The organism is Autumnicola edwardsiae (assembly GCF_031846505.1).
Classification (GTDB): Bacteria; Bacteroidota; Bacteroidia; order Flavobacteriales; family Flavobacteriaceae; genus Autumnicola; species Autumnicola edwardsiae.
Genome location: NZ_JAVRHP010000022.1, coordinates 1 through 24,490, shown reverse-complemented (window position 1 = coordinate 24,490; position 24,490 = coordinate 1). Strand labels below are relative to the sequence as shown.

The window sequence follows — 24,490 nt, the reverse complement described above, 5'->3', positions numbered from 1 at the left end:
TCTTGCTTCCTTTTACAAAAAGTCTAAGTCAAAATTTGGCAATTATTGCTCTTATATACGCTCGTTTACAGACAGAACTTGGAAGCTAATGAAGAGTTTAAAAAAAGAACTTTCTCTCTCTCTCCACTCTCCACTAAAAAAATTACGAAACATTCAACTCTACCACATAGCCTTCATGCGCTCGCACGTTAAAAGCTGTACCGTCTTCAAAAATAAGGTATTGTCCTTTTATTCCTTTTAAAATTCCTTCATAAAACGGACTTTTCTTTAAAGTAAGCGTTTTTACTTTCTTCGGAAATTCCAGTACGGGGAATTCGATTTCGGTTTCTTTGTTACTGGCCAGGTAATATTGTTTGGCTTCTTCAGGAATAAAATCCTTCAGTTTTTCTCTTTCTTCAGCTAAATCCAGATCCAGAATATCGTTGGTGAGCATTTTGCGCCAGTTTGTTTTGTCTGAAACATGGTCCTTTAAAGCTACTTCGGTAATTCCAGCGAGATATCTGTTGGGCACTTCCACAATTTCTATAGCCTCGTGCGCTCCCTGATCGATCCAGCGTGTAAGCACCTGGCTCCTGCGCGTCACCCCAACCTTCACATTGCTGGAATTGGCAAGATATACCACATGAGGCTGGAGTTGCGATTGCTTTTCGTATTCCAGGTCCCTATCTTCCTCCCCCAAATGTGCTTTACTTAATTCTGGCCTCATAATCCAGTCTCCTGCCTGCGGAATACTACTCCAGCAGTCATAGCAAAATCCGCTTCTAAACACTTTTTTCTGTTTAGCACAGTTAATACACTGAAACTGAAGAAAATTTATACTAAGTTTCTTGTTTAGAACCTGGTTAAGGTTAAGAAAGTCCGATTCGAAAAGCAGGTAATATTGAACGGTATCTGTAAGTTCCGTTTTCATTTTGGTAAGCACACCTTCGTACCTCATAGATTTGGTATTATTCTTTGTTGAAACGATTTTTTTTGCAGGCTGTAAAGTTTAGTTTATTTTTAGCCAACCAACCATTTTATGCCCTTAAGACTTAGCGCGTAAAGTTAAAAATAAATAATGCCAATTCCGTTAGTAAATTCTGTTGCCTCCTGGTTCCTTAAAAAACGGATCCACCAAATGGAATTATTTATAAAGTACCCTCACGAGGTACAGCATGAGCTTTTAAAAAACCTGATCTCAAAAGCAAAAAACACTGAAGTTGGCAGGAAATACGACTTTGCTTCCATAAAAGGTTATCAGGACTTTGCAGATCGTGTTCCGGTTCAGAAATACGAAGATTATGAACCCAATATTGAAAGAAGCAGGCGTGGTGAAAATAACATTTTCTGGCCCACTCCTATTAAATGGTTTGCAAAATCCAGCGGAACCACTAACGCCAAAAGTAAATTTATACCCGTAAGCGACGATTCCCTTGAAAATTGCCATTATGCGGCGGGCAAGGATATGTTGTGCATGTATTTAAATAACAATCCGCAGTCGCAAATGTTTGCCGGCAAAAATTTAAGACTTGGAGGAAGTAAGGAAATCTACAGGGATAACGGAACGGCATATGGAGATTTGTCGGCAATTTTAATAGATAATATGCCTTTTTGGGCAGAATTTAGCAGCACTCCCAGCAATGAAGTTTCTTTGATGAACAACTGGGAAGTGAAAATGCAGGCTATTGTAGATGAAACTATTAAGGAGAGAGTTACCAGCCTTGCCGGAGTGCCTTCGTGGATGCTGGTTTTGCTGAATAATGTCCTGGAAACTACCGGAAAAAACAACTTATTTGAAGTCTGGCCGCACCTGGAGGTCTATTTTCACGGGGGGGTGAGCTTTAATCCTTATGCATCGCAATATCAGAAAATCCTGCCTAAAGAAGACTTCCGGTTTTATGAGATTTACAATGCGAGCGAAGGATTTTTTGCCTGCCAGGATCAAAATGATTCCAAAGAATTGTTGCTGATGCTGGACTACGGAATTTTCTACGAATTTATTCCGATGAATACCTATAATACTTCAGAAGAAAAGCTGATTCCGTTAAGCGAGGTCGAAATTGGTCAAAATTATGCAGTCGTTATAACTACAAATGCCGGGCTATGGCGTTATAAAATAGGCGATACCGTTCGTTTTACTTCAGTAAGTCCTTATCGAATAAAAGTTTCGGGCAGGACAAAGCACCATATAAATGTTTTTGGAGAAGAGCTTATTATTGAAAATGCCGAAGAAGCCCTAAAAAAAGTTTCCCTTGTCACAAATTGTGAAATTATGGACTATACCGTGGCACCTATTTTTATGGAAGGCAAAGAAAAAGGCTCCCACGAATGGATTATTGAATTTCTCACCCCGCCACGGGACCTTGAAAACTTTAAAATTCAGCTAGACAAGGCGCTACAGGAAATAAACAGCGATTATGAGGCCAAACGCTTTAATAATATGACGCTTAATATGCTCAAAATTCACCAGGCACGTAAAGACCTCTTTTATGACTGGCTTAAAAAGAACGACAAATTAGGCGGCCAGCATAAAATTCCCAGGCTTTCCAATTCAAGAAAATACGTTGAAGAATTGCTTACTATGATGTAAAGATGCATCCCAAATTTTGACAATTATCGGCTTCTATTTTCCTTCTCTTTGCAGGAATAAAGGTTTGAAGATTTGGGTTTATACGTATCTTTGACCCCTATGAGCAGCCTGGTACAAATTTCAGTTTTACCCAACCAACAGGAAGACGAATCTGTTATTCTCCCGTTGGCGTTGGAAAAAGCCAAAATTAAAAAGAAAGATATTCGGGAGTGGCGGATTCGGAAACGATCTATTGATGCCCGAAGAAAGCCGGTCAAGATTAATCTTCAGGTGGAATTCTGGAAGAAGGATGAGGTGCGAAAGACCATTCCGGCATTTATTCCACAGCAGGTTTTAAATTCTAAGGAAATTGCCATAATTGGTGCCGGGCCGGCAGGTTTATACGCTGCGTTGCGCGCTGTTGAAGCCGGACTAAAACCAATAGTTTTTGAACGTGGAAAAGATGTTCGCGCACGGAGGCACGATCTTGCGAAGATAAACAAAGAGCAAATTGTGAATCCCGAATCGAATTACTGTTTTGGAGAAGGCGGCGCCGGAACCTATTCTGACGGAAAATTATACACACGTTCTAAAAAGCGTGGTAATGTCCTGAAGGCACTGGAGTGGTTTGTACATTTTGGTGCAGATCCTGAAATTCTCGTAGATGCACATCCACATATCGGGACCAATAAACTTCCGAAGATTATCACTTCTATGCGGGAAGCGATAATTGAAGCCGGCGGGGAAGTCCGTTTTAATTCCAAACTTACCGATTTAAAACTGGAAAACAACAAAATTGAAGCTATTCAGATTAATGATGACCAGTGGCTTTCTTTTGAGGAAGTAATTTTAGCAACAGGACATTCTGCCAGGGATATATTTTACCTTTTACACGAAAAAAATATTAAAATTGAGGCAAAACCATTTGCGCTTGGGGTTAGGGTGGAGCATCAGCAAAAGTTAATTGATACCATACAATATCACGGGGACGATGAAAATCCTTATCTGCCGCCCGCATCTTACAGCCTTGTGGAGCAGGTAGACGGCCTGGGTGTTTATTCCTTTTGTATGTGCCCCGGCGGTATTATTGCCCCTTGCGCCACAGCACAGGAAGAAGTGGTTACTAACGGATGGAGCCCAAGTAAGCGTAATAATCCGTACGCCAATTCAGGGATTGTGGTGAGCGTTACCCCTGAAGATTTGCCAAATTTCGATCCTAATGATCCCTTTGTGTCGCTGGATTTTCAGAAAAGTGTAGAGCATGCGTGCTGGGAAGCAGCCGAAAAAACCCAGCAGGTTCCTGCGCAGCGAATGATAGATTTTGTGGAAGGAAAAGTCTCTGTAGATTTCCCGAAAACATCTTATCAACCCGGTATTGTGAGTGTTGATTTGAATAAAATTCTGCCTCCGCTAATTGCCACCCGCCTGCAAAAAGCATTTGTACTCTTCGGAAAAAAACTGAAAGGTTATTATACCAATGAAGCGGTTTTACATGCGCCGGAAAGCCGGACTTCCTCCCCTGTTTCCATTCCGCGCCATCCTGAAACCTTTGAACATATCGAAGTAAGCGGACTTTATCCCTGCGGGGAAGGAGCCGGTTATGCCGGCGGAATAATCTCTGCCGCAATAGACGGAATTAACTGCGTGGATGCTATTGCTAAAAAATATGCTGAAGAGAATTCTTAATTGCAATTAAAGTGCATCGTGGTTCAAACAGCAGTCGATAATTGCCATTTTCGAGGCCTCTCCTCGAAAACCCAAGTGGCTCCTCAAAAGCAACTTGAAATTACAATTACGGATTAGATTATTCTCAGAAAATGATATTGCATTCAAAATGCAAATTGATAATTGGCGTTTTTAAAGCACAATCTTACAAAGTAGGGAAACCTGTCAGGTTTTGAAAACCTGACAGGTTTACTTTTACCTTAAAGGAGCAAAAAACCCCTTCATTTCTGATGGGGTTTTGATTTTGAGCGGGAGACCCGGTTCCCTTCGATTTGCTTTTCCAAAGCTCACTCAGGACAGGCTTCTCACCCGGTGGTTTTTCAGCAAAAGTTGGGACAACAAAAAACTCCAACATTTCTGAAGGGGTTTGTTTTGAGCGGGAGACCGGGTTCCCTTCGATTCACATTTTCAAAGCTTACTCTGGGCAGGCTTCTCACCCGGTCACTTTTTAAACAGAAGACCGATAATTGCCATTTTTGAGTCATCATCCTAAAGAGCCGGTTTCAGTTTCTACCGATGGAGTGAAAATGGACAACAAAAAACCCCTGCATTTCTGAAGGGGTTCGTTTTGAGCGGGAGACCGGGTTCGAACCGGCGACATTCAGCTTGGAAGGCTGACGCTCTACCAACTGAGCTACTCCCGCAATAGCACTGCAAATATAAAGTTTAAGTCTTTCAACTTCCAAAAAAATTAAAGCTTTTTTAAAAAATGATATCCCTTTATTACGTAGCCTTCGTTCATATAAAATTTATGAGAACGATAATTCTGAACGTAACTATTTAATTCTGAAGTCTCACAACCTTTTTCTTCAGCATAATTATAGATAAATTCAAATAATTTCTTTCCTATTCCTTTTCCCTGAACTTCTTCAGAAATATAAATATGATCGGGCTCGCAACTTCTACCGGCATAATGCCTGGTCATAAACCAAAGCCCAAAAACACCAATTAGCTTCTGATCAATAAAAATTCCGAAGCATTCATAATTCTGCTCGAGCATTTCAGTAAATCGTTTCTTTAAAATTTCATCAGAAAATTCTTCTTTGGACAACTTCTGAATAAATGGAATTATTGTTTCTATATCTTCTTTTAAAATCTTGTTAAATGCAGGTTCCATACCGGAGTTTTCTGCTAAAATAATCATATTTTTAGCCATAACTAGATTAGATAATTTTTACAAGAAATATGAAAGATAAAACCGGAAAAATTCAGGATTTAATAGATGCAAAATTCCTTAAAGAACGTAAAGTTTTTCTTTGGGGAATGGTAAACGACAAGACGGCTAAGCACGTGATTGACCGGTTAATGTATCTTGATCTTGACGGCGACGAAGAAATACAATTTTTTATAAATAGTCCTGGAGGTTATGTAACCGATGGATTTGCTATTTATGACACGATACAATCCCTTAACAGCCCGGTTTCTACTATTTGCACCGGTCTTGCTGCTTCTATGGGCTCTATTTTGCTTTCTGTAGGAACTAAAGGCAGAAGGTTTATCCAACCTCATGCCAAGGTTATGATACACCAGCCAAGCGGTGGCGCACGTGGCCAGGCTTCAAATATTGAAATTCAGGCAAATGAGATCCTGAAGACCAAAGAACTCAGCGCCCGGATTTTAGCAGAAAATTGCGATCAGGATTACGACAGGGTGATGAAAGATTTTAACCGTGACTACTGGATGGACGCAGACGAGTCTTTAGATTACGGCATTGTAGATGGGATCTTAAAAAAATAGCAAATGGACATTAAACACAAGGAAAGCGATACGCGGGGAATGTTCTATATTGAAGGTGAAAAAGGTATTATTGCTGAACTTACTTACAAGAGGCAAGATAACAACATCATTCTTATAGACCACACTAAAGTAGACCGAAAATTTGAAGGTCAGGGACTGGCTACAGAACTTTTAAAAAGAAGTGTGGAGCATGCCCGGGAAAACAATTTAAAAATTGACCCGCTCTGCCCTTTTGCAGAGGTTCAGTTTGAAAGGCACAAATCTTACGAGGATGTAAGAGCCACCAGATAAACATAAGCCCTACCATAGGGCTTTTTTCTTTTTTGCCTTAAGTTAGCGCAAAAATCTGAAATCCAGATTGCCATGATAACAAACAGAGTTTATACTTTAATTACGTTTTTAATCGCCACGCTTGTTTTTATTTCATGCAAAGACAATGCAGAAGAACCGGGCATTGAAACATCCAATAATACAGAATCAATAGGAAAGTTAACCGATGCTGAATTTATTTCGGAACTTTTTGCAGACACTGCTGCAGCAAAAAATTTGTCGCTGCAACGCAGAAAAGAAGCTGCTGAATTTTATAAGGATCGGGATTTTGAGCCGGTTTGGGTAAATTCGGGACTGCGGGAAAGTCTATACCGGAATATTCAAAATATCGATAAAGACGGACTAAATCCTGAAGATTACAATATACAATACCTGGAAGAATCTTTATCCAATCTTGAGGATTTGAATCAGGAAGAAAAATCCAGGCTTGAAATTTCATTAACAGATAATTTCCTTCAGCTTGCACATGATCTTTATTACGGAAAGCTGAATCCTAAAGAACTTTTTGAAATCTGGGACCTCCCAAAGGAAGACATTGACCTGGCGAAAATTCTGGAAGAAGCCATAAACCAGGAAGATATTGATGCTACATTAAATTCAATCAAACCAGATCACCCGGTTTACCTTGGCTTAAAAAAATCCCTTGCGGAATACGAGAAACTGAATTCTGAAGAAAAAAGTATCACAACAATAGCGTCAGGAAAAACTATAAAACCGGATGAAAATGATCCAAGAATCCCTGCTATCGCAAAGCGCCTGGAAGAAATCGGTTTTTCTATAGAGTACGACTCTCTAACAAACAAAAATAATAAAGAGATACAGGAAGCTATAAAAGAATTTCAACTTCAATATGGAATTCATGTAGACGGCGTTATTGGTCCCGGCACTATTTCCAGCCTTAATAAAAGCAGTGAAGACCGTTATCATCAAATAATGGCAAATATGGAACGTTGGCGCTGGTTTCCGCGAAATTTTGGAGATCATTATATCCTCGTGAATATTCCTAACTACAAGCTCACTGTGGTGCGGGAGAGCGACACGGTTTCAACGCATAAGGTAATGGTAGGTACACAGGCCAGGAAAACCCCGATTTTTTCTGATGAAATTCAATACATTGTATATAATCCAACCTGGACTATCCCTCCTACAATTAAAAAAAATGACGTTATTCCTGGTGCTGCCGGAGATATTTCTTACCTCAAAAACAGGAACCTTACTATTTACGACAATGATGGCCAGGAGGTAGATCCTTCTACCATTAATTTTGGTTCTGGTGAAGGCATGGATTATACCTACAGGCAGAAAGCGGGAAGTTCTAATCCTTTAGGACAGGTTAAGATTATTTATCCTAATGAGTACCTGATTTATCTCCACGATACTCCTTCCAAAGCTTTGTTTGAAAGGAATTCCAGGGCAGAAAGTTCCGGCTGTGTAAGGGTACAGGGCGCTATAGAACTTTCTAAATATCTCCTAAAAAACAGGTCGCAATATTCTTCTGAAGATATTGATGAGATTATCGCCTCCGGAAAAACCACACAAATTGAAGTTACCCAACAGGTAAAAGTTCACCACCTGTACTGGACTTCATGGCGCGAGAACGGAGAAGCACGATTTACTGAGGATATTTACGGAACTGATCAAAAGATTTACAATTTACTGAAGGAGTAGAATCATTCAGAAACAAAAAATCCCGCCAAAGAAGCGGGATTTCTGTTTTTCTTGTTCTTTACCTTTATGCTGTTGGATAATTTAGGTAAGAAGATTTTTTCAGGTAATCTGAAGAATTTTTGTGAATATAAACCACAGATTCACCTTTTATGGTATTTATAAGTTCTTTTGCTAAAGCGTTTGGAACAGCAGGACATCCATAACTTCTGCCCAGCCTTCCGTATTTTTTTATAAAATCTGGATTGGCATAATCTGCACCGTGAATTACAACATAACGTTTCCTGGCGTTGCTGTTAAATCCTTTCTCCTTTCCGTCGATAAAAAGAGAAAGTCCGTTACTACCGTAATATGTTTCTCCCGTCACGTAAAATCCAAGGGAACTTTGAAGAGAATTTAGAGTATTCGAGAATTTTTTTGCGAATTCGCCACCTGTATTTTTACCATGGGACGTATAGGTATGAAATAGTACTTCCTTATTTTCCATATCCAAAATCCACATTCTCTTCTTGCTGGAAGATAAATTAAAGTCTACTATAGTAAGAATTTTCTTGGTTACCTCACCTTGTTTTTCCAGTTTATAATAACCCTTCATTCCTTTTTCAAAAACCTCTAGTGTGGGAAGATTTATATTTTTTCTGGAAAAAGCTTCGTAAGCATTTGCGACTTCCTCTTTAAAGGTTAAAGCTTCAGTAGCCACAATCTCACTGATCGCATTCGATTTCTCATTTTCATTTCGTTTTTCCGTGCTCTTAAAAGCAAATGAAAAAACTAATACCGCCATCACAATCAAAATTCTATACGTCATATTTTAAATAGGTTTTATTTAAATTCCTGTTAATATATTCCAAAGGCTGTGCCAACATACAAAATATTCTCGTTATTTGCTGCTCAAAAGCCCCCAATACGAAACTTTAACATTTTAGCTTCTAATTAATTAAAATTAAAGCGATTAGAAGAAGCACGGCATTAAATTTATAACGTTGTGCATAAATTTCTAGTATCTGAAAAATCACTGAAAATGTTAAAATTCAGGTATAAGAGAAAATTCGGAGAAGTTAACGCTTTTTCAACCAGGGGTGTGATCTTCCAGAAGTTCTCTCCCGGATGTGCAGGATTTTATAAAGTTTAATTATAGATCCTGACGATCTGAGATTTAAGAAACATTTTAAAGCCTTATTTAGCAGGCGAAAATATTGTTTTTTATATTTGGAATTAAATTTAAAACACAAGATGAATAAAAAGGTCTTACTCATGATTCTGGATGGTTGGGGTATAACCCAGGATCCGGAAGTATCAGCAATCGCAAAAGCGAAAACACCATTTGTAGATTCCATTTTGGAAAATTATCCCAGTGCCCAGCTCAGGACAGACGGGTTAAATGTGGGGCTTCCGGAAGGACAGATGGGCAACAGCGAAGTAGGACATATGAATCTTGGTGCAGGCCGTATTGTTTACCAGGACCTGGTAAAAATAAACATGGCTGTAGAAAAAAATTCCTTAATACAGGAACCTGTATTAGAACAGGCTTTCACCTACGCTATTAAAAACAAGAAGCCTATTCACTTTATGGGTCTTTTAAGTGATGGCGGCGTACATTCCCATATTAACCACTTAAAAGGTCTACTTAGTGCCGCTGAAGAATTTGGAGTAAAAGACAAGTATGTACATGCTTTTACAGATGGCCGTGATGTAGATCCTCACTCCGGAAAAGATTTTATTAAGGAACTGGAAGACCACTTAGGAAAAACCAATGCCAAACTCGCTTCTGTTATTGGAAGGTATTTCGCAATGGATCGTGATAACAGGTGGGAAAGAGTGAAAAAAGCATATGATCTCATTACTCAAGGCATAGGCCAGAAATCAACAAATGCCGCTGAAACTATTCAGCAAAGTTATGATAATGACATTAGCGATGAGTTTATAGAACCTATCGTAATGACAGATGCCGCAGGAAATCCTGTAGCCACTCTTAAGGAAAAGGAAGTAGTGATTTTCTTTAACTTCAGGACAGACAGAGGGCGACAGCTTACCCAGGCATTAACACAGGCAGATTTCCCCGAGTATAACATGAAGAAACTTCCGTTGTACTACGTTACTCTTACCAAATACGACGATAACTTTACCAATGTTAATGTTGTATTTAAAAAGGACAATATCAGTACTACTTTGGGAGAAGTATTAGAATATACAGGCAAAAGACAGATTAGAATTGCCGAGACAGAGAAGTATCCTCATGTCACTTTCTTCTTTTCCGGAGGACGTGAAAAACCTTTTAAAGGAGAAAGCAGGATTATGTGCAACTCTCCTAAAGTTGCCACTTATGACCTGCAGCCGGAAATGAGCGCCTATGAAATTCGGGATAAAATAATTCCTGAATTAAAAAGTGAGTCGGCAGATTTTGTATGCCTCAATTTCGCGAATCCAGATATGGTTGGTCATACAGGCGTTTTCGATGCGGCTGTTAAAGCTTGTGAAACCGTAGATTCCTGTGCTAAAGATGTAGCTGAAGCAGCTATGGAAAACGGTTACTCTGTGCTCGTTATTGCAGACCACGGTAATAGTGAAACTATGATTAATCCAGATGGCAGCCCAAATACAGCACACACAACTAATCCGGTGCCGCTAATCCTGTTGGACAAAGACATTAAAAATATTAACAGTGGTAATTTGGGAGATATCGCACCTACCATTTTAAAACTGATGGGAATAGAGAAACCAGATCTAATGACGCAGGATTCTCTAATCTAAAAAATTAACAATGAAGAAATTACTCATTTTTTTTCTGGCCATTTTTCTCAGTTGCGGAAGCAGTAACTCTGTTGCTAAAAATGAAAAATCTTCAGAAAATACAACCTCTTTCTCTTTAGGTCCTCATAGAGAACCTCCCACCGGAGTTTATCAGAAGGATATGTTGTTGGGAGAATTCCAGAGAGAGGAACTTGAGGAAGAACCTTTTTCGCGCTGGTTCGAATCTGGCTATTCAGATTATGATCCAAACGACGAGGCAATGCAAACTATAAAGGAAAATATTTCAGATTATGAGATCACACTTGTAATGGGAACCTGGTGCGTAGACAGTAAAAGGGAAACGCCGAAGTTTTTTAAAATTCTGGACGAGGCAGATTATGATACGGAGCAATTAACCGCTATTGCTGTAGACACTAATAAAGATGCCCCAGGAAATATTGAAAAAGATTTAGATGCCAGGAGGGTGCCGACAATTATTTTTTATAAAAACGGCAAAGAAATAAACAGGTTTGTAGAGTATCCGCAGGAGAGTATAGAAGAAGATATTGCAAAAATTGTAAGTGGAGAGGACTACAGCCATTCTTATGCAGAATAAATTCAGAAAAACTGAATTAAAAAGAAGCTATTGATTTTATGCTACAATCATTAACAATTGCGGTAGATTTTGATGGCACTATTGTCGAAAATAAGTATCCGGAGATAGGAAAGCCTATGTTGTTTGCTTTTGAAACCCTCAGGAAATTTCAGGAGGAAGGGCACAGAATTATTTTATGGACGTACCGTTATGGGGACAAACTGGAAGAGGCTGTAGCATTTTGTAAATCTAAAGGCATTGAATTTTATGCGGTAAACAAAAGTTATCCCGAAGAAGATTTTGATAACGTTATTAGCAGAAAAATCCTTGCAGACATTTATATAGATGATCGCAATATTGGAGGTATGATTGGATGGGGAGAAATTTATCAAAAACTGTCCAACAATAAGACCCAAAAGACAAAAGTTAGAAGAAAAAAACCCGGACTGTTTGACCGGCTGAAAAATAAATTATGATAATACCTAAAACAAGAGAAGAGATTGAGTTAATGAGGGAAAGCGCCCTTATTGTCTCCAAAACTCTTGGAATACTTGCTCCCGAGATCAAACCCGGAGTTACTACGTTACACTTAGATAAAATAGCTGAAGAATTTATACGTGACCATGGAGCCGAGCCCGGTTTTTTGGGTTTATATGATTTTCCAAATTCCCTCTGCATGAGTCCCAATGCACAGGTAGTTCATGGAATTCCCAATGATACCCCGCTTAAGGATGGAGATATTATTTCTATTGATTGCGGAGCTTTAAAAAACGGATTTTACGGAGACCATGCCTATACTTTTGAGGTGGGAGAAGCTGCACCGGAGACCAAAGAACTGCTGCGAATTACCAAAGAATCCCTTTATGAGGGAATTCGTGAGTTCAAGATCGGTAACCGCGTAGGTGACGTTGCTTTTGCTATTCAGAATTATACGGAAAGTCACGGTTATGGCGTAGTGAGGGAATTAGTGGGCCATGGACTAGGTAGAAAAATGCACGAAGACCCTGAAATGCCAAATTACGGCAAACGCGGCAAAGGAAAGAAATTTGTTGAAGGCATGGTCGTGGCTATAGAACCTATGATCAACCTGGGAACCAAAAGAATCAAACAACTGCCTGACGGCTGGACTATTTTAACAGCAGACGATAAACCAAGCGCCCATTTTGAACATGATGTTGCCCTTATGGACGGCAGGCCAGAATTACTCTCTACTTTTAAATACATCTATGATGCTTTGGGTATAGAAAGTAACGAAGAAGACGAATTTAGATCAAAAATCTATGATCAGGGACTATAGAAACGAGAGCTGGAAAAGCCTGCACAAAGAAGAATGGCAGGACAGGTTTATATACCGGGTTTCCAACTTTGGAAGAATTATAAGTTTTTTGAAGAATCCAAAAGGGGATTTGATGAAGGGCGGCCGCGTTGGCGGATACCTTAACTTTGCCGTTAAACTGAAAAACGGAAAGCACAAAACGTATTACATCCATAGAATTGTAGCCGAACTTTTTCTGAAGAAAAAAGAGGGTGATAAATATGTGATCCACAAAAATTTTGAAAAAGATGATAACCGGGCAGAAAACCTTGCGTGGGCCACAAAAGAAGAGTGGGTACAGCATCAATACCACAGCCCGAAAGTAAAAGAAAACAAGCATAAGCGAAAATTGCGCAAAGTGGTTTCCTATTCTAAGCTTTCCTATGCACAAGCTGTTATTCTTAAGAAAAAATTACTGGATCCCGAAAGAAAAACCAGGATCAAGGTATTGGCCAAGCAGTTTGGAGTTTCAGAAATGCAGTTGTATAGAATTAAGTCCGGAGAAAACTGGGGAGATATAGAAGTTTAGCAATGAACCTCGAAAATTTCGGTTGTAAGCTTCAGCTAAAAGATTAAACTTCAGAGTGAATGAAAAAAGTTTTTAAGTTCTTCCTCAACACTATTCCGCGTCCCCTCCTTATTCGTTTCAGTTATTTCATACGTCCCGCTTTAAGGACCGCACTTCGTGGCAATCGCTATACAGATCCTATAGACGGCAGGAGTTTTTCCAGGTTTTTACCTTATGGGTATGGGAAGCAAAGGGAAAATGTTCTTTCCCCCTCTACTCTTTCTTTGGAGCGTCACCGTCTTCTCTGGTTATACCTGGAACGTAAAACGTCTTTTTTTACTGAAAAGCTTAAAGTGCTCCATTTTGCGCCTGAACAGGCTTTTTACAGCCGCTTCCGGAAATTGGCAAATATCGACTATACTACCACAGATCTCAACTCTCCGCTAGCCGATGTTAAAGCAGATATCAATAATTTGCCTTTTGAAGATAATGCTTATGATTTTATCCTCTGTAACCACGTTTTAGAACATATTCCGGACGATACACAGGCAATGAAAGAGCTTTACAGGGTTTTAAAGTCCGGAGGGACAGCTATTTTACAGATTCCGCAGGATTTAAGCAGAAAAACGACCTTTGAAGATGATTCTATTACCGATAAAAAGGAGCGGGCGCGAATTTTTGGCCAATATGATCATGTTAGAATCTACGGAAGGGACTATTTTGACAAATTGAGAAGCATGGGGTTTAAAGTGGAAGAAGTAAATATGACTTCAGAATTGTCAGCCTCTGAAATTGACAAATATCGACTTGCTAAGGGAGAGGTTATCCCGGTTTGCAGCAAATAAAACTATTCCTGAAGGTTTTCTTTAAAACCTTCAGAGGCGTAAACGGTAATTTCATTTTCACCTTCAGCATAGATAAAATAAACATCCACACCTTCTATCCTTTCCAGCATCTCTTGTGACTTTTCCAATCCAAGTGCCATAAAAGCAGTGGCGTAACCGTCTGCAAGCGTGCAATTTTCTGCCAAAACAGATGCGCTAAGCAAATTACTCTGTTGCGCCTTTCCCGTGAGAGGGTTAATAGTATGCACATACGCCTTTCCTGCAAGAATATCTTCCCTAAACTTCCTGTAATTTCCAGACGTTGCCAGAGCACGGTTTTTTAAGGCCAGTACCGTCTGAAAAGTCCGGTCTCCCTCTTCCTGTCGTGGATCGTCTATTGCCACCCGCCATGGGCTATCGCTTTGAATATTCCTGCCTTCTCCTACCAGTTCCCCACCCAGTTCTATTAGATAATTATCTACTTTATTTTTATCAAAATACAGCGCAATAACATCTATCGCGTAGCCTTTGGCAATCGCATTAAAATCCAGATAAACTTCGGGATGTTCTTTTTTAATTCTTCGATCTGATGTCAGCTTTATTTTATTAAACCCAACGTACTGCATTAGGGAATCTATTTCGTGATCCTGAGGGTTCTCTGTATAACCTGCCGGGCCAAATCCATAGGCGTTCACCAGCAGCCCGACTGTCGGGTCGAAATAACCTTCACTTTCTTCAAATATTTCTTCTGAAGACTTGAAAACTTCTACAAAATTACTGTCCACCACAATCCCGGTATTTCCGCTATTGATCCTGGAAATATCTGAATCTTCCTGATATGTACTCATGGAATTATTGATAACCCTGAAAATAGAATCGAGAGATGTCTCAACATCAAGTTCAGCTTCGGAAAAATAAGAAATATGGTAGGTGGTGCCCAGTGCAGCTCCGGAAACCGAATACTTTTGAGGACTGTCTTCAGAACAACTCCAACTTAAAATGGAGATTACAAGTAAAAACAAATATCGCTTCATGCTTCTAAATCTCCTGCCAGCCGTTATAATTAATCACATAATCTTCTTCACTGGTAATAGGTTTCTCATAATCTGCTGAATTTGCCAATCCCACGCCTGCATAAAAAGTTCTTGCATTAAATTTAAGGGCATGCTCTTTCATGGATTCCATAAAATCCCTATCAAAAGTTTTTGGGTTCTCCGGATAAGTAATAGCCCGCACAATAACAAAATGAAGTTTTTTATCCTTTAAAGCAACAAACTGGGGATTTCTCTTCAACTTACTGTTAACACCAAGGAATTCGTAGCCATTAGCTTCAAGATCATCACCAACGATGTTCATCGCGAGGTTATGTAGCTGTTGTTTATCCAATTCTGCCATAATCAAAGATAAAAAAATCCCGCCGAAGCGGGATTAAATCTATTATCCTCCAAAGTCATCAAATCTGATATTCTCTGGCGGAACTCCAAAATCTTCAGCCATTTTCTGAACCGCTTTGTTCATTAGCGGCGGTCCACAGAAGTAAACCTCGATTTCTTCCGGCTCTTCATGATGACTTAAATAATTGTCTATTACCACCTGGTGTATAAATCCAACAAAACCATCTCCCTCATCGTCCAGGCTTTCTTTTACTTTCCAGTTATCTTCTTCCATAGGTTCAGAAAGTGCCAGATAGAACTTAAAGTTTGGAAAATCCCTTTCCAGAGCTCTAAAGTGCTCTACATAGAACAATTCTCTCTTTGAACGCCCGCCGTACCAGTAAGTAACTTTTCTTCCGGTTTGAAGTGTTCTGAATAAGTGATATAAATGAGAACGCATTGGTGCCATTCCAGCTCCACCACCTACATACAACATTTCGGACTCACTCTCATTTATGAAGAATTCTCCATAAGGACCTGAAATAGTTACTTTATCACCTTTTTTCCTTGAAAAGATATAAGAAGATGCAATCCCAGGATTCACATCCATCCATGCATTTTTTGCCCTGTCCCATGGCGGCGTGGCCACACGAACATTCAGCATAATTTCACGTCCTTCTGCAGGATAGGAAGCCATAGAATAAGCTCTTTCCACAGTTTCTAAATTTTTCATAACCAGCGGCCACAGACCAAACTTGTCCCATTCCGCTTTAAATTTATCTGGAGTATCGTGTTCTTCGGGATGGGCAGTAATGTCCATATCCTCAAATTTCACTTCACATTTAGGAATTTCAATCTGGATGTATCCTCCGGCTTTATAGTCCATATCTTCTGGAATCTCCACAACAAATTCCTTGATAAACGAAGCAACGTTATAATTCCTTACAACCGTAGCTTCCCATTTTTTAATTCCGAAGACTTCTTCAGGAATAGTGATTTTCATATCCTCCTTAACCTTTACCTGGCAACCAAGACGCCATCCATCGGCAATCTCTTTCCTGGTAAAGTGTGGCTCCTCTGTAGGAAGAATAGCTCCACCACCTTCTTTTACTATACATTTACACTGGATACAGGTTCCACCACCACCACAGGCAGAAGGAAGGAACAGTTTATTTTCGCCCAGCGTGGAAAGCAGCGTTCCACCTGAACCTACTTCTATATCCTTTTCATTATTTACGTTAATACTAACTGGCCCAGAAGGCATCAGTTTGGCCTTAGCACCCAGCAGAATGGAAACCAATAAGAGTATTAATACTAAAAATACAACTACACTTGCTATTACAACTGTCATAGTCCTTGTTTTGTGATTATAATTTAATTCCCATAAAACTCATAAAGCCTATAGCCATTAACCCGGTAATAATAAAAGTAATTCCGAGTCCTTTAAGCGGGGCAGGTACGTTAGAGTATGTGATTTTTTCACGAATGGCAGCGATAGCCAGAATAGCCAGAAACCAACCAATTCCACTTCCAAAACCGTAAGTTAAAGCCTCGGTAATCATGGTAAATTCCTTTTGCTGCATAAAAAGGGCTCCTCCCAGAATTGCACAGTTTACTGCAATTAACGGAAGGAAAATACCTAAGGCACCATATAAAGCCGGGGCAAATTTTTCAACGATCATTTCCACCAACTGAACCATAGATGCAATTACCGCAATAAACATGATAAAACTAAGGAAACTAAGATCTACATCTATAAAATCGTCCCCAAGCCACCTTAAAGCTCCTGCCTGAAGCAGATAATTGTCCAGTAAGTAGTTAATTGGCACTGTAATAGTTAACACAAATATTACCGCCGCACCTAAACCAACAGCTGTTTTTACCGTTTTTGACACTGCTAAATAGGAACACATCCCCAGGAAGTAGGCAAAAATCATATTTTCTATGAAAATACTTCGTACAAATAAGTTTACAAATTCCATAATATCTTTCTTTAAGCTCTAGCGCTTGATTTTACTCTTCTATAAGTTTACGATTACGTGCCCGCTGAACCCAGATTATTAGCCCCACAACAATTAAAGCCATAGGAGAAAGCAACATCAAACCGTTGTTTTCGTAACCCAATGCATAAAGTCCTGTAGAATCTGCTGCACTTGTACCCTGGTGACCAAGAACTTCGTATCCAAAAAGCTTTCCTGATCCTAAAAGCTCTCTAAAGAAAGCCACAATAATAAGGATCAAACCATATCCTGCCGCATTTCCAATACCGTCAAGAAAAGATTTATAAACCCCGTTCCCAAGAGCAAAAGCCTCAAGCCGTCCCATTACAATACAGTTAGTAATAATAAGACCAATAAATACAGAAAGCTGCTTGCTCACATCGTAAGCATATGCCCGCAGTACCTGATCTACAAGTGCCACTAAAGATGCCACGACTACCAGCTGAACGATAATCCTAATCCGGCTTGGGATCATGTTACGCAGCATAGAGATAATAATGTTACTAAATGCCATCACCGCCATTACCGCAATTGCCATTACCACCGCTGGTTCCAGCTGCACAGTAATTGCCAGTGCTGAACAAATACCAAGCACCTGTACGGTAATTGGGTTATCATCGTCCAAAGGATCTGTTAATAATTTCCTGTTCTGTTTAGACAAGAAACTTTCTTTCTCCTCAGAATCTGACAAGAACAAGATCATTTCTTTCTTTTTTGCTTCCTTTTCTTCGGAAGTAAGGTTGTTGTCTTTAGCCATAATTACTCTGTAATTTTAATGTCTCTCTGCTCTTCGAAATACGGCAAATAATGTTCTAATCTCTCAGAAATCATGTCTGAAACACCATCTCCTGTAATTGTTGCTCCTGAAATAGCGTCTACCTCATGATCTGTAGAAGCACCTCCTTTTACTACAGATACTCCTTCTAACATTCCAGCTTCGTTAAATATTTTCTTACCTGCAAAGCTTTCCCTAAACCAGGCTTTAGTTATTTGCGCCCCTAGTCCAGGCGTTTCCCCAAGATGGTCAAAAGTTGCCCCTTTAATTGTATTAACATCGTTCTGTAGCGAAATATACCCGAAAATAGCATTCCATAGTCCATTCCCTCTCAAGGGAACAATGTAATATTTTTCACCTTCATAATTCGCGATATAAAGCGGGAAAATCTGTTCTGAATCAACCCTCTTAATCTCCTTTGCAAGATCTACGTTAAAAGCATCTAAACCCTCATCTACAGAACCGTCTGCGCGTAGCGCCACAGTTTCTGTAATATATTGATTATACAAACTTTCGGCTCCTGCACGGTCTGTCTCAACACCTATGGTGTTAAGGATACTTTGCATTTTCTCCTGGCGCACATTTTCATACTGCGTAGGTTGTAACGAAGTGGCAGTAAAGGCAAGAATGGATGCCACAACCAATACCATGATAATTGCAAAAAGAAAGGTATAGCCGTTACTATTCGTTTTATTTACTGATTTTTCTTCCATAACTAAACTGCTGTTTCAATTTGACCATTAGTAGTTTCAATTCTTTTCTTTCGTCGCTTCACGTTAGACTGAATTACATAATGATCTATCGTAGGAGCAAAAACATTCATCAACAAAATCCCCAGCATTACTCCTTCAGGATAAGCAGGGTTAAAAATCCTTATCATAATGGAAAGCAAACCTATAAGGAACCCGTAAATCCACATTCCTTTAAGGGTTTGTGCACCCGAAACCGGATCTGTCGCCATAAAAACGATTCCAAAGGCAAGGCCACCCACTATTAAATGTTGGTACCAGGGAAAATTAGTAAGCTCGTTCCCTTCCAGCCCCATTGCAGGTAAAGCATTAAATATTAACCCCATAACTGCCGCTCCAATAAAAGCACTTAGCATTATCCTCCAGCTTCCCACCTTTGTAAGCACCAGAAGTAAGGCTCCGGCAAGAATACATAAAGTAGAAGTTTCGGAAATTGATCCAGGAATTACGCCGGTAAACATACTCATAGCATCATAAGCCACTTCTTCTCCCGCTGCTAAAGTTCCAAGGATAGTTTCGCCAGTGATAGCATCTACTTCATACGCCTCACTTACCCAAACTTCGTTACCCGACATATAGGTGGGATAGGCAAAGAAAGCAAACGCTCTGGCTGTTAGTGCGGGATTAAGAATATTCATCCCGGTACCACCAAAAGCCTCTTTTCCGATTAAAACTGCAAAAACAACAGACAGTCCAACCATCCAAAGTGGAATATCCACCGGCATGATCATAGGTATTAAAAGGCCTGTTACCAGGTAACCCTCGTTAACTTCGTGACCTCTAAAAACTGCAAAAGCAAATTCAATTCCCAATCCTACTCCATAGGATACAGCTACCATAGGAAGCACCTTCAAGGCCCCATGGCCCAAAGCTTCCCAAAAGGTAAAATCGGCAATCACACCTGCTTCCACGAGTTGATAATAATGCTGATATCCCGTATTCCACATTCCGAATATTAAAGCAGGTATAAGCGCTAACACCACCGTAATCATTATTCTCTTTAAGTCTACAGCATCCCTTATATGGGCACCTTTTTGAGTTGTATGATTGGGCGTAAAAAGAAAAGTATCCAATGCATTAATTGCAGGAGCGAACTTCTCGTATTTTCGACCTTTTGCAAATGGTTCTTTTATTCTATCTAATCTCTGTCTAATCCATTCCATAATTGAAATCCTTTTTATCCTACTTCAGTAATCATTAAATCCAAACCTAAACGAATAACTTCCTGAATTTCAATTTTGGAAGTATTCACATATTCCACAAGGGCGAAATCTTCAGGAGCGACCTCATAAATACCAAGGCTCTCCATTTTTTCAATATCACCTGCCAAACAGGCTTTTACTAATTGCATAGGATAAATATCCATTGGAAGCACCTTTTCCATTTCACCGGTTACAACCAGTGCACGCTCTTCACCATTCAGGTTGGTTGTAGGCGTAAATTTTTTACTGCTCATCCAGGAAAGGGATGTACGGGAATTGGAATGGATGTTATTATAGGTAAAAGGCAACCACCCAAACATCCTGTAATTATTACCTTCAGGAATTAGCGTCACCTCATTGTCAAAGAAACCGACGTATTGGTGATTTGACAATTTTTGACCTGTAAGAACAGATCCCGAGATAATCCTGATATCCTCAGAAACCTCTCCAATTAAATCAGTAACATTTGCACCAATCTTTGTCTTAAAATATTTTCTGTTTTTCGCTTCACTTCCCGTCACAGCAATAGTACGGTCTGCAATAAACCTTCCGGTTAGAAAAACATTTCCTATTATAGCAACATCCTCAGGAGCAACAACCCATACCCTCTCCCCTATATTTATAGGATCAATTTTATGGATCTGAACACCCACATTGCCTGCAGGGTGAGGACCTTTTACATGATGCAACTCAACTCCTTTAATATCCTTAAGATAAGCTGCAGAACTCTCGTCTACAGAAAGATGCACCAAACCATCAGTTAACTTCCTGAGCGCATTAACACCTTCCTGAAATGCATCAACTTTATCTTTTATTATAAAGCCCTTATCAGCAGCTAAAGGAGCAGTAGAAACAGCTGAGATAAAAATAGCTTTTGGCGAATCTTTAGGATCGGCAATTATATCGTACGGTCTCTGATTAATAAATGCCCCGCAACCACTTTCAAGAATCCTCGCTCTAACCTGCTCTGGACCTGTTGCAGAAGCATCCATTTTACCAAATTCCCTATAAGAATCTTCAGGATCTGCTTCTATGATAATTTCCATTATCTTTCGTTTCGCACCACGCTTAATTTCTTTTATGGTACCGCTAACCGGACTGGTAAAACGTACTTCGCCTGTATATTTTGAGAAGAAAATTTCGTCACCGGCAAGAACTTTAGCCCCTTCTTTTACAACTGTTTTCGGTACAACTGTGTGAAAATCCGGCGGCTTAATGGCGTAGGTACTGGACCGTGGAGCTTCTAAAAGTTCCTTTTCCGCCTCTCCTTTTAAATTAAGAGATAAACCTCTTTTAATTCGAATGTCTTTTGACATAGGATGGGGTGTATGTTAAAATTTCTGTTTGTAAAGTGGGGCAAATTTATGAATTTTAACCTCATTTTTCCCAAGAAACAAAAGAATTTTACCGTGACTAACTGTTAAAAAAGCGTCGGCAAAATTTCTTTATCATCAGTTGCTTATTTGTAGTTATATTTAAGGCATGAAATTCCTCTTTATTTTCTTATTTACTCTAGGATTAAACAGCTGCATGTACGGCCAGACAGAAGTGGAAATCCTTCCACCAAACTATATACGCAGTATACAATTAAGCGGCAGCAATGGCCTTCAAACAGGTAACCCCATTTTGAGATTAGGGGAAGAACTTAACCTTAGTTTTGACGATATTATTGGGGATGAGGCAGATTATTACTACACCATCGAGCATTATAATTACGACTGGAGCCTGTCGCAGCTAACAAAATCTGAATACATTGAAGGTTTTGACGACATAAGGATTTTCAACTATCAGAATTCCCTGAACACACTTCAACCTTTCTCCCATTACGAACTACAAATCCCAAATAGCGATACCGGAGACTTCAAGGTTACCGGTAATTACATGATCAAGATTTATAATGCCGAAAGGGAATTGGTTTTCTCCAGAAAATTTATTGTCTACCAGCCTATTGCCCAGGTGGCAGTCGCGGTTAAAAGATCCCGGGAGCTCAAGTTTATTGATCAGAAACAGGTTGTAAACTTCAGCATAAATTCTCCCGAGCTGCTGCTAAAAAATCCGGAGCAGAACGTAAACGTGCTCATTTTGCAGAATCAAAACCTAAAGACCGCCATCAAGAATATACGCCCTCAATATACTATAGGAAATGAGCTTATATACAGGTACGGCCAACCCACTTCTTTCTGGGGTGGCAATGAATATATTCAGTTTGATAATAAGGAATTAAGGGCAACCACTGCAGACATAAATTTTGTGGAAGTGCAGAAACTGTACCACCATCATTTATTTCCCGATTTTACCCGTGCCGGCGAGCCCTATACATATAATCCCGACATAAACGGAGGCTTCCTGGTTAGAGACTTTAGGGCTCAAAATCCTGATATTGAAGCAGAATATGTGTGGGTCCATTTTCAGCTAAAAAATTACTCCCCTCTGGATGATGGCGAGATCCACATCTACGGAAAATTTAATAATTTCGTATTAGATGAAACCACAAAGCTTAACTTTAATGAAGAGTCGGGTTTTTATGAAGGGGTACGGCTGTTCAAGCAGGGGTTTTACAATTACAAATACGTATTGCTCGAACCTGACGGGCTGTTAAATGAAGGATTTATCAGCGGAAATTTTGATGAAACAGAAAACGAATACCAGGTTATTGTTTATTACAGAATGCCCGGCGCACGTTATGACAGGATTATAGGAGTTGGTACTGCCAATTCTGTAAATATCAGCAACTAATTTTTTTCCAAAAGATCACATGAAAAACAATCGTTCCCTGCGGAAGTATCGCGGTGAAGAATGTCTTAACTGCGGCCATCCCCTCGATCTTAGTAATGTTTATTGCCCAAACTGCGGACAATTAAACAGCACGAAGAAGTTAAACCTCGACGATTTCTTTTCTGAATTTTTCTCTGGAATTTTTGCCTACGATTCACGCTTCCAGCGTACCCTGAAGGCTTTACTTTTTCAGCCCGGAAAAATTTCCAAAGACTATATCCAGGGCAAAAGGGCCCGGTACGCCAATCCTTTCCGGTTTTATTTAAGCGCTTCTATTATTTTCTTCCTGCTAATGAGTTTTTCCAACTCTTTGGAGAACATGGATTTTAGCAATGACAGGTCCATGCTACAGGAAGAACTATCCCGCGTCCCGCAAGATAGCCTTAATGAGCTGAATGAGAATTTCCGAAGAATCCCCGGCTTAAGAAATGAACAGTTTAGCGCAGATTCCCTGGACGCAGCCCTGCAAAGAGAAACTTCTTACAGAGAGGTTTATATTTCTCAGGAAACCCTGGACACTATGAGCTTTAGCACTTCTGTAGTCAAAAAATTTGATGTCTTCTCGGAATACTACAAAGAAACAAAAACCGCAAACTCTGAAAGGGCACTGGAAAACCTTAGTTACGCCAATTCACTATATAACCAATGGCTTTATAAAAAAGCTGTAGACTGGAATTTACTTCTGGAAAACCCACAAATCTTTGTAAACTACTTTGTGAACAAGCTGCCATTTATTATTTTCTTTTACCTGCCGATATTTGCCCTTTTTATATGGCTGCTTTATGTAAGGAGGCCGTTTAACTACATGGAGCATCTCATTTTTGCTTTTCATGTGCAAACTACTTTCTTTGTATTGTACTCCCTGGCGCTTATTTTCGATTATTTTATTACAGGCGACTGGGGAAGTACTATAGCCGGTTTTGCTTTTGTCCTCTACCTCTACAAAGCTTTAAGGGAATTTTACAATCAGGGACATGTTAAAACGGTTCTAAAGTTCGTAATGCTCAGCACAATATTCTTTATTTTAGCTTTATTAACAGCAGGAATTGCGCTGTTTGCATCTTTTGCCATCTATTAGAACATGACCCAACAGGTAACACGTGGAATAAAAATTTCGGTTGAGACAGACTTCGAAGGTGTTTTCTTTAAGGAGTACAAAATCCGTTTCGCCTTTGGTTACCGAATTACTATCGAAAACCAAAGCAACGATTCTGTACAGTTAACTTCGCGCTTTTGGAAGATTAAAGATGCTCTAAATAAAACGGAAATCGTTCAGGGCGAAGGAGTTATTGGAGAAAAACCAATCCTTAGACCGGGAGAAAGCCATTCTTACCAAAGCGGCTGTTTACTTACATCCCCCTTTGGAGCAATGAACGGTCATTACAATATGGTCAATTTTACTTCTACCCGCAATTTTAAGGTGAAAATCCCTTCATTTCAGCTGAGTGCTCCTTTTGCTTTGAATTAGTTTAGCAGTTTCTTTTGGGATAATTCTCTATGTAACAAAAGGGCAAAAAATTATGTTGTTCCCTTTTTACACATTTAAACTACAGGACTATTTTAAACTATTTTGAAAATCGTAGCACCAATGCTTCCGCCGAGTCATTCAATGCAAAAATAAAAGCATTTAGAGCACAAT

26 protein-coding genes, 1 tRNA gene and 1 pseudogene are annotated in these 24,490 nt (G+C 39.6%); 15 read left to right on the top strand and 13 right to left on the bottom strand.

Annotation, left to right across the window (positions count from 1 at the left end; all coding sequences use genetic code 11):
• Positions 1–142 precede the first annotated feature (142 nt).
• Positions 143–937: a DUF2797 domain-containing protein gene (locus tag RM529_RS06260; protein WP_311483897.1), complete on the bottom strand. Its 795-nt coding sequence runs from the start codon at positions 935–937 to the stop codon at positions 143–145.
• Between the two features lie 120 nt (positions 938–1,057).
• Here RM529_RS06260 and RM529_RS06255 point away from each other — a divergent pair, with 120 nt between their 5' ends.
• Together RM529_RS06255 and RM529_RS06250 are read left to right on the top strand one after the other, a co-directional pair.
• Complete coding sequence (locus tag RM529_RS06255) at positions 1,058–2,569, top strand: GH3 auxin-responsive promoter family protein (protein WP_311483896.1); 1,512 nt, start codon at positions 1,058–1,060, stop codon at positions 2,567–2,569.
• A gap of 99 nt (positions 2,570–2,668) precedes the next feature.
• The gene (locus RM529_RS06250; protein WP_311483895.1) at positions 2,669–4,234 is read left to right on the top strand and encodes an NAD(P)/FAD-dependent oxidoreductase; all 1,566 of its coding nucleotides are present in this window, start codon (positions 2,669–2,671) and stop codon (positions 4,232–4,234) included.
• A 184-nt stretch (positions 4,235–4,418) separates the two neighbouring features.
• Here the strand turns inward: RM529_RS06250 and RM529_RS06245 are convergent, their stop codons facing one another.
• The 3 genes from RM529_RS06245 to RM529_RS06235 all read right to left on the bottom strand — a co-directional run bounded on the left by RM529_RS06245 (position 4,419) and on the right by RM529_RS06235 (position 5,429).
• Complete coding sequence (locus RM529_RS06245) at positions 4,419–4,628, bottom strand: hypothetical protein (RefSeq protein WP_311483894.1); 210 nt, start codon at positions 4,626–4,628, stop codon at positions 4,419–4,421.
• A 216-nt stretch (positions 4,629–4,844) separates the two neighbouring features.
• Positions 4,845–4,917, bottom strand: a tRNA-Gly gene (locus RM529_RS06240).
• 47 nt (positions 4,918–4,964) lie between these two features.
• Positions 4,965–5,429, bottom strand: a complete 465-nt coding sequence (locus RM529_RS06235; RefSeq protein ID WP_311483893.1) for a GNAT family N-acetyltransferase — start codon at positions 5,427–5,429, stop codon at positions 4,965–4,967.
• Positions 5,430–5,458: 29 nt separating this feature from the next.
• Between RM529_RS06235 and RM529_RS06230 the strand changes: the two genes are divergently transcribed.
• The 3 genes from RM529_RS06230 (at position 5,459) to RM529_RS06220 (ending at position 8,008) form a co-directional block, all read left to right on the top strand.
• Positions 5,459–6,010, top strand: a complete 552-nt coding sequence (locus RM529_RS06230) for a ClpP family protease (RefSeq protein ID WP_311483892.1) — start codon at positions 5,459–5,461, stop codon at positions 6,008–6,010.
• Positions 6,011–6,013: 3 nt separating this feature from the next.
• A complete protein-coding gene (locus tag RM529_RS06225) occupies positions 6,014–6,301 on the top strand; it encodes a GNAT family N-acetyltransferase (RefSeq protein ID WP_311483891.1) in 288 nt (95 codons plus the stop codon).
• Between the two features lie 72 nt (positions 6,302–6,373).
• Positions 6,374–8,008, top strand: a complete 1,635-nt coding sequence (locus tag RM529_RS06220) for a L,D-transpeptidase family protein (RefSeq protein WP_311483890.1) — start codon at positions 6,374–6,376, stop codon at positions 8,006–8,008.
• Positions 8,009–8,072: 64 nt separating this feature from the next.
• Here RM529_RS06220 and RM529_RS06215 read toward each other — a convergent pair whose 3' ends face one another.
• Complete coding sequence (locus RM529_RS06215; RefSeq protein WP_311483889.1) at positions 8,073–8,813, bottom strand: murein L,D-transpeptidase catalytic domain family protein; 741 nt, start codon at positions 8,811–8,813, stop codon at positions 8,073–8,075.
• A gap of 425 nt (positions 8,814–9,238) precedes the next feature.
• Here RM529_RS06215 and gpmI point away from each other — a divergent pair, with 425 nt between their 5' ends.
• Genes gpmI through RM529_RS06185 form a run of 6 tightly spaced genes read left to right on the top strand, consistent with a single transcriptional unit; the run spans position 9,239 to position 13,998 of the window.
• The gene (gene gpmI, locus RM529_RS06210) at positions 9,239–10,756 is read left to right on the top strand and encodes a 2,3-bisphosphoglycerate-independent phosphoglycerate mutase (protein WP_311483888.1); all 1,518 of its coding nucleotides are present in this window, start codon (positions 9,239–9,241) and stop codon (positions 10,754–10,756) included.
• A 10-nt stretch (positions 10,757–10,766) separates the two neighbouring features.
• Positions 10,767–11,351 carry a thioredoxin family protein gene (locus tag RM529_RS06205; RefSeq protein WP_311483887.1) on the top strand — a complete coding sequence of 195 codons (585 nt, stop codon included), beginning with the start codon at positions 10,767–10,769 and terminating at the stop codon, positions 11,349–11,351.
• Between the two features lie 38 nt (positions 11,352–11,389).
• On the top strand, positions 11,390–11,806 hold the full coding sequence (locus tag RM529_RS06200) for a BT0820 family HAD-type phosphatase (protein ID WP_311483886.1): 417 nt from the start codon (positions 11,390–11,392) through the stop codon (positions 11,804–11,806).
• Positions 11,803–12,627 carry a type I methionyl aminopeptidase gene (gene map / locus RM529_RS06195; RefSeq protein WP_311483885.1) on the top strand — a complete coding sequence of 275 codons (825 nt, stop codon included), beginning with the start codon at positions 11,803–11,805 and terminating at the stop codon, positions 12,625–12,627. Before RM529_RS06200 ends, map begins: the two co-directional genes overlap by 4 nt.
• On the top strand, positions 12,611–13,174 hold the full coding sequence (locus RM529_RS06190) for an HNH endonuclease signature motif containing protein (RefSeq protein ID WP_311483884.1): 564 nt from the start codon (positions 12,611–12,613) through the stop codon (positions 13,172–13,174). The genes map and RM529_RS06190 overlap by 17 nt, the downstream gene beginning before the upstream one ends.
• Before the next feature lie 59 nt (positions 13,175–13,233).
• Positions 13,234–13,998, top strand: coding sequence for a class I SAM-dependent methyltransferase (locus tag RM529_RS06185; RefSeq protein ID WP_311483883.1), 765 nt, complete (start codon positions 13,234–13,236; stop codon positions 13,996–13,998).
• Between the two features lie 2 nt (positions 13,999–14,000).
• On the opposite strand, the gene RM529_RS06180 is transcribed toward RM529_RS06185, so the two are convergent.
• Genes RM529_RS06180 through RM529_RS06145 form a run of 8 tightly spaced genes read right to left on the bottom strand, consistent with a single transcriptional unit; the run spans position 14,001 to position 21,392 of the window.
• Positions 14,001–15,011: an FAD:protein FMN transferase gene (locus RM529_RS06180; RefSeq protein WP_311483882.1), complete on the bottom strand. Its 1,011-nt coding sequence runs from the start codon at positions 15,009–15,011 to the stop codon at positions 14,001–14,003.
• Positions 15,012–15,015: 4 nt separating this feature from the next.
• Positions 15,016–15,372 carry a DUF8840 domain-containing protein gene (locus tag RM529_RS06175; protein ID WP_311483881.1) on the bottom strand — a complete coding sequence of 119 codons (357 nt, stop codon included), beginning with the start codon at positions 15,370–15,372 and terminating at the stop codon, positions 15,016–15,018.
• A gap of 42 nt (positions 15,373–15,414) precedes the next feature.
• Positions 15,415–16,701, bottom strand: a complete 1,287-nt coding sequence (gene nqrF, locus RM529_RS06170) for an NADH:ubiquinone reductase (Na(+)-transporting) subunit F (protein ID WP_311483880.1) — start codon at positions 16,699–16,701, stop codon at positions 15,415–15,417.
• Positions 16,702–16,717: 16 nt separating this feature from the next.
• Positions 16,718–17,332 (bottom strand): NADH:ubiquinone reductase (Na(+)-transporting) subunit E, encoded by a 615-nt coding sequence (nqrE, locus tag RM529_RS06165; protein WP_311483879.1) that lies wholly within the window; start codon positions 17,330–17,332, stop codon positions 16,718–16,720.
• A gap of 31 nt (positions 17,333–17,363) precedes the next feature.
• Positions 17,364–18,107 (bottom strand): NADH:ubiquinone reductase (Na(+)-transporting) subunit D, encoded by a 744-nt coding sequence (locus RM529_RS06160; RefSeq protein WP_311483878.1) that lies wholly within the window; start codon positions 18,105–18,107, stop codon positions 17,364–17,366.
• A gap of 2 nt (positions 18,108–18,109) precedes the next feature.
• Positions 18,110–18,838 (bottom strand): NADH:ubiquinone reductase (Na(+)-transporting) subunit C, encoded by a 729-nt coding sequence (gene nqrC, locus RM529_RS06155; protein ID WP_311483877.1) that lies wholly within the window; start codon positions 18,836–18,838, stop codon positions 18,110–18,112.
• A gap of 2 nt (positions 18,839–18,840) precedes the next feature.
• On the bottom strand, positions 18,841–20,037 hold the full coding sequence (locus RM529_RS06150) for an NADH:ubiquinone reductase (Na(+)-transporting) subunit B (protein ID WP_311483876.1): 1,197 nt from the start codon (positions 20,035–20,037) through the stop codon (positions 18,841–18,843).
• A gap of 14 nt (positions 20,038–20,051) precedes the next feature.
• Positions 20,052–21,392 (bottom strand): Na(+)-translocating NADH-quinone reductase subunit A, encoded by a 1,341-nt coding sequence (locus RM529_RS06145; RefSeq protein WP_311483875.1) that lies wholly within the window; start codon positions 21,390–21,392, stop codon positions 20,052–20,054.
• A 166-nt stretch (positions 21,393–21,558) separates the two neighbouring features.
• Here RM529_RS06145 and RM529_RS06140 point away from each other — a divergent pair, with 166 nt between their 5' ends.
• The 4 genes and pseudogenes from RM529_RS06140 to RM529_RS06125 form a co-directional block, all read left to right on the top strand.
• Complete coding sequence (locus RM529_RS06140; protein WP_489752729.1) at positions 21,559–22,812, top strand: type IX secretion system plug protein; 1,254 nt, start codon at positions 21,559–21,561, stop codon at positions 22,810–22,812.
• Between the two features lie 19 nt (positions 22,813–22,831).
• Entirely contained in the window at positions 22,832–23,929 is a 1,098-nt protein-coding gene (locus RM529_RS06135; RefSeq protein WP_311483873.1) for a DUF3667 domain-containing protein, read from the top strand.
• Between the two features lie 3 nt (positions 23,930–23,932).
• Positions 23,933–24,319 carry a Co2+/Mg2+ efflux protein ApaG gene (apaG, locus tag RM529_RS06130; RefSeq protein WP_311483872.1) on the top strand — a complete coding sequence of 129 codons (387 nt, stop codon included), beginning with the start codon at positions 23,933–23,935 and terminating at the stop codon, positions 24,317–24,319.
• An 86-nt stretch (positions 24,320–24,405) separates the two neighbouring features.
• A pseudogene (locus RM529_RS06125) lies at positions 24,406–24,490 on the top strand (transposase); the annotation flags it as partial.